Here is a 12913-nt window from a genome sequence, read left to right as displayed (position 1 = left end):
TGTGGTCTTAATACTAGGCAACCTCTCATTTATATTCTCTTAATTTGGTTCTATCAGAAGCGAGATCTCCATATGTATGACATATAAGGTCTATCTGATCTACCGAGCTAGAGCAGCTATCAAATGAGATGTTGGGAGGAGTATAAATGAAGGCAACACGAGGTTCTTCCAAGCCTAAAGAAGAGCTTAATAATAGAAGAGTCCGAATGAAAAGGAAGAAGATTGTGACCATTCCTTGGCATGAGGTAACTGAAACTTCCTACGGCCCAGCGGAGATTTTAATAGAGCGGGATGAACAGGGAATCTTAAAAGTTAGAAACTCAAAACAAACGTCTCTTTCTATAGTAAATGGAGTAGGCAGCCGAGAACAGCTGGGCGATGAAAAAGAAAGACGGGGGCGGGGGGAGGTTTCGCTATCCCCCGTTGCTGAATCCGCTGTGCCTCTTACCGGGCACAGCCAGCCCGTGCATGCACCACAGCTGCATGCACAAAACCCAGCGGGCGGCGCCTATAAAGCCGCCCGATCCTGGCGCCGCAGCTCCGCACCGCGGCGCCCCCGGCGGCCCGGCCCTGCCGCCGCCCTCGCGGGACTAGCCATTGCGGCACTGCTGATTCCAGCAGTGCTTGCCTGGCCCCGCGAGGAAGCACCGCCGAGCCCTGCGCCGGCGGTGCAAGGGCAGACAGCTCCCGCTGCGCAGAATCCTGCCGCAGCAGAGCCGCCTGCCCTTGTCCCTGACACCACACCGGCACCAAAGCCGGCAGTGGTGTATCCGGAGCCCGAGGTGCGCGTCTATCTATCGAAGACAGGCACCATTGATACGGTGACGATGGAACAATACGTCACCGGGGTTGTCGCAGCCGAGATGCCTTCGGACTTCGGCATCGAAGCTCTCAAGGCGCAGGCCATTGCCGCGCGCACGTTTGTAACGAAGCGGATGGCTGCGGGAGATCGCAGCGGCATACCAGTCGATGGTGCGGATGTGAAGGATACGGTCGAGCATCAGGTATACATTCCTTACGATAAGCTCGAAGCTCATTTTAAAGACGCAGGAAAAGAAAAAGAATGGGCCAAGCTTAAGCAAGCCGTAAGGGAGAGCAAGGATACGATAATGACTTATAAAGGGGAGCCAATAACCGCCGCCTTTTTCTCTACTAGCAATGGATATACCGAGAACTCGGAAGATGTATGGCAGCAGGCTGTACCGTATTTACGAAGTGTAGAAAGTCCGTGGGATGCCAAGATTGCTCCAGGCTATGAGGGAAGCGTAACGATGTCCCGAGTTGATTTTTTGAATAAACTGAATGTTACATCCGATGCAATTCCGGTATCTGTTGGTGGCAAGACGGCAAAACCTTTTATTCAGATCTTGTCTAAAACAGCAGGAAATCGGATAAAAGAGATTCAGGTTGGGAAGAAAGTATTTACAGGAAAAGAGATAAGAGAGAAATTGGGTCTGCGATCTAGTGAATTTACGTGGGAAACAAGTGGGGATGAGATTACGATTACAACGCACGGATATGGTCATGGAGTAGGAATGAGTCAGTGGGGAGCCAATGGAATGGCACAAGAAGGTTATACCGCAACTCAGATTCTAAAACACTACTATAATGGAGTCGCTTTTGGCCAAGCTTCCAAGTTATTATATAAAGGGAATTCATAGTCTCCCCTGAAAATCTTTCAAATAATTTTAATAGTACGAGTATAAAAGAGTTGCACTCGGTAACACTTGTTACTGAGGTGATAGAAAATGAATGAACAAAACAAAAATCAAAACCAAGAAAATGCTCCAAAAACAAGTAATGGAGCACCTGAATCACAATCTTCATCCTGGAAAAAGCTGTTGTCTAAACGGTGGGTATACCCGGCAGCTTACATCGCCGCAGCAGCTATTATACTAACTTTAGTGTGGGCCTACCAGGACGCTAGCATGCAGTCTGCTGTGAAAGAAACAACAAAGCAAGTGTCTGAGACGGGTGAGGCTGTTCCTACCACTGGAGTTTTGGAAGAAGGACCTGTTGCAAGTGAAGTAGAAGGCAAGTCTGAAAATCTAGCATGGCCGGTAGCTGTAGCATCTGAGGTAAATGTAGTGAAACCTTTTTATGACTCTGCAGCAACGACAGATGAAAAAGCACTTGCTTTACTAGAGTACGATCAAACGTTTATTGCCAATGCCGGAATTGATTTAGCAAGAGCCGATGACCAAACTTTTGAAGTCAAAGCTGCACTAAGTGGTAAAGTGACTCGTGTAGAACAACATCCGCTGAATGGAATGGTGATCGAGATTACTCATGACAATGATCTCAAAACGGTATACCAAAGTGTCGCTGATGTAAAAGTAAAACAAAGCGATGAAGTAAAACAAGGTGACACCATTGCGATCTCAGGCAAGAGTGAACTTGGTAAGGATCTCGGCAACCACGTACATTTTGAAGTGTACGAAGCAGGGAAACCCGTCAATCCAGAGCAATTCCTGAAAAAATAAAATAATTAGGCAAAAACAAAGAAGCAGTGGGACATGCCCGCTGTTTCTTTTGTTTTATAGAAGGAATACGTTTTGGGACAAACCTGTGGATAACAAAAGCAAAAATAATTGATCGCTGCAAAGCTTGTCACCCCGCGAAACCGTGAATATCTAAGCATGCCTCTCATATAATGTACCAAACTATCCACAGTAGGGAGGCGGGAGCGTGCACGATTACATTAAAGAACGGACCATAAAAATCGGACGCTGTATCGTTGAGACGAGGAATACGGTCCGTACCATCGCCAAGGAATTTGGCGTTTCAAAGAGCACGGTGCATAAGGATTTGACCGAACGACTGCCGGAAATCAACCCTGATCTTGCAGATCAAGTAAAACACATTCTCGAGTATCATAAATCAATTCGCCATTTAAGGGGAGGCGAGGCAACCAAGATAAAATATAAAAAAACGAACGGAAAAAATCGAGAGGTGCTCGCTTCCGGGAAGTCATAATCCCATAAAGCTCACGTAGGTCAAAAAGCATACAAATACGTTGAAGACCTCCCCTGAAGTATGATATGTTAAAAGATGGTATAAGCTTAAGCACAAGACTTCTTATCTGCAAGATCCGACAGAGAATGTAGCTAATAGCGAGCAATGTATGAAGTACATAGGTAAGAAATAAGAAATCATTATACGATCAAAAATATCTCTTTGGGGGCTCTTTATATGCTAAGCAAGGACATCGGTATTGATCTTGGTACGGCCAACGTGTTGATTCACGTAAAAGGGAGTGGCGTCGTTCTCGACGAACCTTCGGTAGTTGCAATTGAGAGTGGATCGAAGAAAGTTCTTGCTGTGGGAGAAGATGCACGCCGCATGGTCGGCAGAACGCCAGGTAATATTGTTGCAATTAGACCTTTGCGGGACGGCGTCATTGCCGACTTTGATATTACAGAAGTGATGCTGAAGTATTTTATTAACCGGGTTGGCGGCAAAAGTTGGTACAGCCGTCCCCGTATTTTAATTTGTGCACCGACAAATATCACCTCTGTAGAGCAGAAAGCCATTCGTGAAGCAGCGGAACGCAGTGGTGCCAAAGAGGTATTTCTTGAAGAAGAGCCCAAAGCCGCAGCAATTGGAGCGGGAATGGACATTTATGAACCAAGTGGGAATATGGTCATCGATATCGGCGGAGGAACGACGGATGTAGCCGTACTTTCTATGGGCGAGATTGTTACCGCTTCTTCTATTAAAATGGCAGGGGATAAGTTTGACCAAGCTATTCTCAAATATATAAAAAATAAGTACAAGCTATTGATTGGGGAGCGGACTTCGGAAAATATTAAAGTTGCGATCGGAACTGTAAAACCGGGAGGTCAGCAGGAAGAGCTCGATATTCGTGGACGTGATATGGTAAGCGGCTTACCTAAAACCGTGACGGTCACTTCAAGTGAAGTGCAAGAGGCACTCGCTGATTCGGTAGCTTCCATTGTAGCTTCGGCTAAGTTTGTCCTCGAACAGACACCGCCGGAATTATCCGCTGATATTATTGATCGGGGTGTTATTTTAACAGGCGGAGGCGCTTTGCTTAAAGGACTGGACGAGCTCTTAACAGAAGAACTTCGGGTACCTGTACTCGTCGCGGATGATCCGATGCACTGTGTTGTCAAGGGAACGGGACTGATGCTTAATCATTTGGATCGTTCCCTTAAGAAAAAGTTCTAAGGTACCGATATAGGTAGTAGTTGTAATAATAAGGAGGGACCTAGTGTGATTCGAGGTCTTTATACGGCAGCAGCTGGAATGGTTGCTCAACAGCGTAAACATGATACGGTAACACAGAATATTGCTAATCTTAATACGAATGGTTACAAGCAGGTAGAGAGTCTGGTTCGTTCCTTTCCGGAAATGCAGCTTAGCAGAAGCGGTGACTCTGCCACCGGTAGTAAGGTAATTGGCAGCTTAAATACAGGCGTATTTGCAGAAGAAAGCATGTCTATGAATGTACAGGGGGATCTTACACCCTCAGATAAAATAACAGATTTTGCGCTATATTCAGATCTTAGCGTTACAAACCCTAATACAGGCGAGGCAATTCCTTTTGATGCTTCAGGTAAGTATATTAGCGATAATGGTGATGTAGTATATAAACCGCAGGCTTATTTTACCGTACAAGATGCTGAAGGAAACGTAAAATATACCCGAGACGGTAGTTTTCAAGTGGATGCGGAAGGCAGGCTGCTAAGTTCAACGGGCTTTGAGGTATTGTCAGATAATGGTGAACCTATTCGATTGACAGGGGCCGTGAATCAATTTAAAGTGGACGAGCAAGGACAGCTAGTGAATCCTCTTACAGGAGAAATCACAGGTGAGAGACTTGGAATTACCATCGTGGATGATCCTTATCAGTTAGTCAGAGAAGGTAATGGAAATTACGTACTAAACTCGGAAAGTGCGGGATCAGCGCGATTGCTTGGTGCAGACGACCGGGTTCAAGTGAAGCAGGGGTTCTTGGAACGTTCGACAGTGGATTCAGCTCAGTCGATGGTTGATTTAACAGCAGCTCTTCGAGCTTATGAAGCCAATCAGAAAGTAATTCAATTTTACGATAAAAGCTTGGATAAAGCCGTAAATGAAATCGGGCGTGTGTAGAGGTACTACATATTTTTGAAGTTTGGGGGATTATATGAATAATTCAATGATCAGTGCTCTCGTATCCATGACGAGCATGCAGCAACGATTGGATGTAATCGCAAATAACGTTGCGAATGTAGATACGGCAGGTTACAAGAGCAAACAAGCTTCATTTGAAGATGTACTGACAGGTGTGCAGCAGCAGGCTTCCTCATTGTCGCGGGATGGCAGAGCAACTCCGCTCGGTTTTAATGTAGGCTATGGTGTGAAGATGACATCGATTACTCAAGATATGGCACAAGGGGAACTGAACGAGACAGGGAATCCTACAGATCTGGCTATTGAAGGAAATGCATTGTTTGCTGTAGAAGTGAATGGTCAAAAAGCATGGACAAGAGCAGGTGATTTCCGTTTTGTACCGGATGAGTCGGTTCAGGACCCAAATGCAGCACCTCGGGTGAGACTCGTAACGAGTGATGGTTATGCTGTGCTTGGAAGAGATAATCAGCCTATTACTGCACCAGCAAATGCTACTGTAGCATTTGATTCGAGCGGTAACTTATTAGTGCGTGACAGCAACTCTTCCGATGCAAGAATTGCAGGACAACTTCAACTCGTTGAACCTATGCGCCCTGAAGGGCTCACTGCTAGCTCAGATAACATGTTCAGCTTAATTTCCGGAGCCAGCGAAGACATGGTTTTTGGAGAAAACGCGGCAACTACCGTGCCTGAGGCAACCATCCGGGCAGGGTATGTAGAGAATTCCAATGTAGATCTAACGAGTGAAATGACAAAGATGCTTGAAGTACAGCGCACTTACCAGCTGGCTGCCCGCGCACTGAGTTCAAGTGACACGATGATGAATCTTGCGAATACAATGAGGGCATAGGTGAAGGTTATGAATGAAGAAGAAAAAGTAGAGAAGAAGAAGGGATCTTCACGGAAGATCTTACGCCGGCTTCTGATTCCGCTGCTTTTGTTAATTGCTTTAATCGGAGGTATGTTAGTCGGTTATGTTGTCGTTGGTGGACGAGATATCGGATCTGCCTTTGACTATCGGACATGGAAACATATATTTGATCTTGTTTTTGCACCTTAATCGGATAGATAGAGTGTAGTAATGTGGATCGTTTTAAAAACGAAACTCCTGTGAAGCAGGAGTTTTCTTTTTGTTCCCGAAAAATGTATAATGATGGGGGACTTTGCGGTGTAAACTGCAAACACAAAAAGGGCTGATTCCCTTAGACCGTCAGTACGAACTGTGCGGCACAAAGGAACAAGCCCCTTATCTTAACCTTCACTACTGCAGATGATGAAGGATATAATCAGTATGGACAAAGAATAGGTTGTTTATGCATCGTAAGGAAGGGGTTTATAAACATATGTTAGATATTAATCAAATTCAGGAAATCATTCCTCACAGACCTCCCTTTTTATTGGTCGATAAGATCGTGGAGATCGAGGAAGGAAAACGAGCAGTTGGAATTAAGAATGTAACCATCAATGAACCTTTCTTCACAGGTCATTTTCCAGGCTATCCGGTAATGCCGGGCGTACTTATCACAGAGGCACTCGCTCAAGTAGGTGCGGTCGCTATTCTTAAAGTGGAAAGTAACCGAGGTAAGATTGGTTTCCTTGCGGGGCTTGATAATTTCCGTTTCCGCGGACAAGTGGTACCAGGTGATACCCTGGAGCTTGAGGTCGAGATCACTCGTCTGAAAGGTTCCATTGGAAAAGGGAAAGCAACCGCTCGTGTCGGCGATAAAGTAGTAGCAGAAGGCGAGATTATGTTTGCTCTATCTGATCCGCAGTAGGACGAATGTTACGGAACGAAATGAATCGATTAGCTTACAATCATGAAATAACCACATAGAGAACCCTAACTACATATGGGATAAAGGAGAATGGTGACGACATGTTAAGTGAAACTGCGAAGCAAACTTTGGAACAATGGCTTAAGGATCCATCTATTGATGAGGAAACCAAACAAGAACTGACTGGGTTATCTGGAGATACGAATGAACTTGAGGATCGTTTTTACCGAGAGCTTGAGTTCGGTACAGGAGGTCTACGTGGAGTCATTGGAGCAGGCAGTAACCGAATCAACCGTTATACGGTAGGAAAAGCAACACAAGGTTTTGCGCGCTACATTAATGAAAGTCATACAGGAGAAGGTAAACCTTCTGTTGTTATCGCTCATGATTCTCGCCATTTTTCACCGGAGTTTGCCCTTGAGGCAGCCTTAGTACTTGCTGCGAACGGTATTGTGGCTAAACTGTTTACCTCCCTGCGTACCACACCGCACTTGTCCTTTAGTGTACGTCATTTGCAGGCAACAGGTGGAATCGTTATCACGGCAAGTCATAACCCTCCAGAATATAATGGATACAAAGTATATAATGCTTCGGGTGGACAACTTGTGCCGGATGAAGCAGAACGAGTGATTTCGTATATTCAGGATGTGGCTTCCCTTGCTGACGTGAAGAAGCTTACGCAGGCTGACGCAGAAGCTCAAGGACTGCTTGTATGGCTTGGTGATGCAGAAGATGAAGCATTCATTGAAACCGTTGCTGCAGAAAGTTTGAACCGGGACCGGATTGCTGCTGAGTATAGCAAAGATTTCAATATCGTCTATACACCGCTGCACGGTACAGGAAACATGCCTGTAACAAAAGTGCTGGAGCGGATTGGTTTTACTAATCTGCATGTAGTTCCTGAACAAGCAGAGCCGGATGCAAATTTCACTACTGTGAAGTCACCTAATCCAGAAGAACGTGAAGCTTTCACACTTGCCATGAAGCTCGGTGAAGAAGTGAATGCAGATATTATCATTGGTACAGATCCAGATGCGGACCGTATGGGTGCAGTTGTAAAAGATAAAGAAGGCAAATATTTTGTGCTCTCAGGTAACCAGTCCGGTGCGATTATGACAAATTATCTTCTCAGCCAGTTAAAAGAGCGCGGACAGCTTCCTACGAACGGCGCAGTGGTAAAAACCATTGTAACGAGTGAAATGGGTGCAGTGATTGCCAAGCATTATGGAGCGGAAGTGTTTAATACACTAACGGGCTTTAAATATATTGGTGAGAAGATGAATGCTTTTGAAGAGACAGGCAGTCATACCTATCTATTTGGATACGAAGAAAGCTACGGCTATCTCGCAGGTAATTATGCAAGAGATAAAGACGCAGTACTCGCTGCTATGCTGATTTGTGAAGCGGCTGCTTATTATAAGAGTGTAGGCAAAACTTTATATGATGTTCTTCAAGAACTGTATGAACAGTTTGGTTATTTCTTAGAGAACCTGCAGTCCCGCACCTTAAAAGGGAAAGATGGCGTGGCACAAATTCAGGGCATTATGACAGAGTGGCGTACTTCTGCTCCAGAAGAGGTTGCTGGCATTAAGGTTCAAGAAGTGCTGGATTATTCTACAGGTATTGATGATCTTCCTAAAGAGAATGTGCTTAAATTTATTTTGGAAGATGGTTCATGGTTCTGTTTGCGCCCTTCAGGTACGGAACCGAAGATTAAAATATACTTTGCCGTTCAAGGCGAAAATAATGAAGATGCTCATACACGAATTCAGCGTCTTACGGATGCGGTTATGGGCCATATTGATCGCTAGTTAAGAAGCTTGTTTGATTTCTTTTTATAAGAAATGTTAAGTTAAATTCAGGAGCCTTTCCGCACCGTTTCGGGTTGTTTGGCGGAAAGGCTTTTGTGTTGGAATTGTGTTGGAATGAAGTTACAGAATAGTTTATATGCTGAGCTGTTAAATATTTGCGTGCTGGGCATGATATGGCTAGAAAAAGGTATAAAATTTAGGAGGTACACATCGGTGCGTCAAAAATGGCAATATTGGAACACGGTTTCTCGTAAGTGGCTATGGATTATTGTAATTATTGGACTTATTGCTACTATTCCTGTCATCTACGACCGTGTCACAACAGAATCCAGTTCCAAAAATGTAGAATTGGTATTCGATTATCGGGATCTTGTGGATGTCGCTGCATATCAGGTTCACCCGCAGGACTTTATTGATGAAAAATTAACGGAACTTAAAAATGCAGGCGTTACAACGATGGCATTGTATGAGAGTACGCTGGATGAATTCCGTAAATCTCGTCGCATCATGATCTATAACAGTCTAGATGTGGCGAATATGTCAGGTGAAATTTTACCGGAGAATGAGAACTATACTTATATTCTGTTTACGAATGAAGAGAATAAAGAAGTCTTATCTCCTGTTATTGAGGACACATTCCGCAGACTGGAAATTCCAGTTCGTACATGGACTCATGAGGGTGAAGAAGGTTTGGTGATTGAAACACCTGTAGAAAATGCCAACCTTAAGCCAATGACTCCGGATCCAATCACGATGAGTGATCTAGTGGATCGTGGTTTCAGTATTATGCCTCGGCTAGGTGATTCACTTCCTTATGATCAGCAGTCCGTAGCTCAGTTAATGGATCTATTTGAGCAGTTCGGTGTCAAACGAATTCTCTTTGAAGGAGACAAGGTTAAGGGATATAACGATAATGAAGAGCTGAGAAGCTTGTCATCCTTTGCAGAGCTTCTGAATCAGCATGGTATCGGACTTGCTGCGATTGAGAATTTGAAAGTACCACAGCATGGTTTCAGTACCCTTGCTTATCTTACAGACTACAATGTAGTTCGTCTTATCTCCCTAAGTGAACACGATGCTAATCTTTCTCCGAAAGTGATTGCAGATCGATTTACACTGGGTACAAAAGATCGTAATATACGGATGATCTACCTGAATGCATCACCTTCACGTAGTGCACTGCAAGCAGCAGTTACAGATCCTTTGGATAACTTGCTGGATGCACTGGGGGAAGAAGGAAATGCAGTAGAACGAATGAAAGAGAATGGCTTTACGATGGGACAAGCAGAGCCATTTAAAGTACATGAAACGCCAGGTCAGAAATATTACAAAGCAGTTGCTGTGGTCGGTAGCATTGCGATGATCGCATTAATGGTTTCCTACTTCATTCCATTCCTGACTTTGCCAGCCTTTGTGCTAGGGATTATCGGGAGCGGCGGATTATATATACTTAGACCGTCTCTTATGGAGCAAGGTATCGCTCTACTCGTTGCGATCAGCGCTCCGACGATTGCGATGGTACTTGCGGTACGCCGTATTAATGCAATGCAACTGAGGAATTCTGATCTATCGGTGAAGGATCGCGTGACACAAGCGCTTGTTTTATTTGCTCGAACATCGCTGTTGTCCTTCCTTGCTGTTCCGTTCATGATTGCACTGCTGAATAACATTACGTATGCACTTGTGATTGAGCAATTTAGAGGCGTAAGTCTATTGCACTTAGCTCCGATTGCACTTACGGCATTCTATGTTCTGTTCTACCGGAAAGCTCTAAGTATGGCTCTTGTCCGCAAACTGCTGAATCAGCCGATCACTCTTTTGTGGATACTGGCAGCAGGTATCATAGGTATGGTAGGCTATTATTATCTGACCCGTACAGGGAACTCGGGCAGTGTAACTCCAATTGAAATGGTACTCCGGACATTCTTGGAAGATACCTTTGGTGTTCGTCCTCGTAACAAGGAATTTTTACTGGGGCACCCGATGTTTATCGTAGGAGCGTTTATTGCTCTTAAATATCGTAATGGAATTTATTTAATGATTATTGCATCGATTGCTCAGTTGTCTATGGTCGATACGTTCGCCCATATTCATACACCAGCGCATCTTTCCCTTATTCGTGGGGTATTAGGTCTCGGACTTGGTCTCATCGTTGGATTGATTGCAATTGTGGTGTGGCAAGTTTTGGAAGGATGTTGGAAAAAATGGTCACCACTACTAAGAAAATAGTTATCTCAGGATATTATGGTTTTAATAACAGCGGGGATGAAGCAGTTCTTAAATCCATATTGACTGCACTTGAGTCAGAAAGTCAGCGAACGAAAGTACAGGTAGAACCCATCGTGCTCTCTGGCGATCCCGAGTGGACACAGAAAACCTATGGTGTTCGTGCTGTGCATCGTATGAAGCTTGGCGAGATTCGCCAAGCTCTCAAAGAGAGTGATGGACTGATTAGCGGAGGAGGAAGCTTGCTGCAAGATGCAACAGGCTGGAAATCCATCCCTTATTACCTTGGTGTTATTAAACTGGCACAGAACATGAAAAAACCAACATTTATTTATGCGCAGGGGATTGGGCCTGTCAAACGTGGTATTTTCAAAACAATGATTCGCGGTATATTTAAACACTGCGAATATATCTCTGTTCGTGATGAAGAATCAGCTAAGCTGATTCAGGATTTTGGGGTAAGATGGAATGATGTGCGCATCGTTCCTGACCCTGTTATGGGACTACCGCTCCCTGAACTAACGAAGGTGCAAAATGCAACTTTCGGAGGAGGAAGCGCAAGAAGAACCACACCAAAATCAGAACAAGAAGAAGAGCTACCGAAGATTGGAGTTTCGGTGCGTTTCTGGGAGAAAGATCGTACTGAACTAGACCAGATTGCTGAAGGGCTCAAACAATTTGCATCCAAACATAAAGTGCATATTCGTCTGCTTCCTTTCCATTTGCCTTCTGATGAAGAAGCATCCACGTATGTGAAGCAGAAAATAGGGCATCTAAATGAAACAGGCAGTAAAATAAGTATTTGTTCGAACGTAACGGATCCGCAAATGATGTTGTTAGAAGTATCCCGCTGTGAACTCGTTCTCGGCATGAGATTGCACAGTTTGATTTATGCAGCTTCTCAGCGTGTACCCGTGATCGGTGTTTCGTATGATCCGAAGATTGATGCTTTTCTTCATCGACTGGACTCAGAAGCGATCGGCACAACAGCTTCGCTGCAAGCAGACAAGCTGGCAGAAGAACTCGAGAAAATACTAACGAATCGTAAGGAATGGCTTGATGCAAGGGAAGAAGCAATTACTTCGCTTAAAGAACAAGCACGAGAACCTGCGGTCCATATTTTAAAATTTCTAAGCGGCAAAGGATGAATGAGTCATGAATGAGCATATGGAGCAAGTACAGACATTGTCTGTACCGACCGTGCCCATCTTTGGAATTCCGTTTTCACGCATGGATATGAAAGACACGGTAGCCTATCTTGAAGAAGTCGTCCGTACAGGGCAGATCCACCAAGTTATCACGGGTAATCCCATTATGGTGATGACAGCGCTGGAGGATCCAAAGTATATGGAAGTCATGAGAGCGGCTGAGCTGGTTGTTCCTGATGGTACAGGAGTAGTATGGGCAGCGAACTACTGCGGTACTCCTGTTGCGGAACGAGTGGCCGGTTTTGATCTATTACATGAATTAATGCGGGTTGGTGAAACCTATAGATGGAGAGTATTTCTTTTGGGATCTACACCTGATGTGATTCAAGAGACAGCAAGCAGGTTACAAAAACAGTATCCTGGTGTCGTGATCTGTGGATATCGCGATGGCTTTTTTGGTTCGGATCAAGATGATGAAGTGATTGCCGAGATAAGGGAAGCTGCTCCGGATCTATTATTTGTAGCGCGAGCGGTTAATAACCAAGAACCCTGGATCGGTGAACACAAACACAGATTAGGGGTACCACTTGTTATGGGCGTCGGCGGCAGTTTTGATGTCATTTCAGGGAAATCAAAGAGAGCTCCCGTAGCTTTTCAAAAAATGCGAGCGGAATGGCTCTATCGTTTACTGCGTGAACCGACCCGGGCAAAAAGAATGCTGGCTCTACCACAGTTTGTTGCGAAAGTCGTGCGTGAAAAAGAAAACGTGACAAAATCGGTGTAAATGGAGGAAGAATTGCTAAAATCTTTGATT

The 12913-nt window shown here is 44.6% G+C and carries 12 protein-coding genes; all 12 read left to right on the top strand.

Going from position 1 to position 12913, the window contains the following annotated elements:
- Positions 1–146 precede the first annotated feature (146 nt).
- The 12 genes from spoIID to H9647_RS12915 all read left to right on the top strand — a co-directional run bounded on the left by spoIID (position 147) and on the right by H9647_RS12915 (position 12883).
- Positions 147–1661: a stage II sporulation protein D gene (gene spoIID, locus H9647_RS12970; protein ID WP_225229270.1), complete on the top strand. Its 1515-nt coding sequence runs from the start codon at positions 147–149 to the stop codon at positions 1659–1661.
- A gap of 87 nt (positions 1662–1748) precedes the next feature.
- Positions 1749–2483 carry a M23 family metallopeptidase gene (locus tag H9647_RS12965; protein WP_191800547.1) on the top strand — a complete coding sequence of 245 codons (735 nt, stop codon included), beginning with the start codon at positions 1749–1751 and terminating at the stop codon, positions 2481–2483.
- 205 nt (positions 2484–2688) lie between these two features.
- Positions 2689–2976: a sporulation transcriptional regulator SpoIIID gene (spoIIID, locus tag H9647_RS12960; protein WP_160032722.1), complete on the top strand. Its 288-nt coding sequence runs from the start codon at positions 2689–2691 to the stop codon at positions 2974–2976.
- Positions 2977–3192: 216 nt separating this feature from the next.
- Complete coding sequence (mreB, locus tag H9647_RS12955; protein ID WP_191800545.1) at positions 3193–4191, top strand: rod shape-determining protein; 999 nt, start codon at positions 3193–3195, stop codon at positions 4189–4191.
- Positions 4192–4236: 45 nt separating this feature from the next.
- Entirely contained in the window at positions 4237–5118 is an 882-nt protein-coding gene (locus tag H9647_RS12950; RefSeq protein ID WP_191800543.1) for a flagellar hook-basal body protein, read from the top strand.
- Positions 5119–5152: 34 nt separating this feature from the next.
- Positions 5153–5989: a flagellar hook-basal body protein gene (locus tag H9647_RS12945; protein WP_191800541.1), complete on the top strand. Its 837-nt coding sequence runs from the start codon at positions 5153–5155 to the stop codon at positions 5987–5989.
- A 9-nt stretch (positions 5990–5998) separates the two neighbouring features.
- Positions 5999–6199, top strand: coding sequence for a DNA-directed RNA polymerase subunit beta (locus H9647_RS12940; protein ID WP_191800819.1), 201 nt, complete (start codon positions 5999–6001; stop codon positions 6197–6199).
- A 283-nt stretch (positions 6200–6482) separates the two neighbouring features.
- Positions 6483–6914 carry a 3-hydroxyacyl-ACP dehydratase FabZ gene (gene fabZ, locus H9647_RS12935; RefSeq protein WP_160032726.1) on the top strand — a complete coding sequence of 144 codons (432 nt, stop codon included), beginning with the start codon at positions 6483–6485 and terminating at the stop codon, positions 6912–6914.
- 101 nt (positions 6915–7015) lie between these two features.
- Positions 7016–8725, top strand: a complete 1710-nt coding sequence (locus H9647_RS12930; protein ID WP_191800539.1) for a phospho-sugar mutase — start codon at positions 7016–7018, stop codon at positions 8723–8725.
- Positions 8726–8938: 213 nt separating this feature from the next.
- The gene (locus H9647_RS12925; protein ID WP_191800537.1) at positions 8939–10954 is read left to right on the top strand and encodes a DUF5693 family protein; all 2016 of its coding nucleotides are present in this window, start codon (positions 8939–8941) and stop codon (positions 10952–10954) included.
- Complete coding sequence (gene csaB, locus H9647_RS12920) at positions 10930–12099, top strand: polysaccharide pyruvyl transferase CsaB (protein WP_191800535.1); 1170 nt, start codon at positions 10930–10932, stop codon at positions 12097–12099. The genes H9647_RS12925 and csaB overlap by 25 nt, the downstream gene beginning before the upstream one ends.
- 7 nt (positions 12100–12106) lie before the next feature.
- Complete coding sequence (locus H9647_RS12915; RefSeq protein WP_404822625.1) at positions 12107–12883, top strand: WecB/TagA/CpsF family glycosyltransferase; 777 nt, start codon at positions 12107–12109, stop codon at positions 12881–12883.
- The last annotated feature ends 30 nt before the right edge of the window (positions 12884–12913 follow it).

Source organism: Paenibacillus gallinarum (assembly GCF_014836635.1).
GTDB lineage: Bacteria > Bacillota > Bacilli > Paenibacillales > Paenibacillaceae > Paenibacillus > Paenibacillus gallinarum.
Note: the sequence above shows the minus strand (reverse complement) of the source record. Positions and strands in the feature narration are given on the sequence as shown.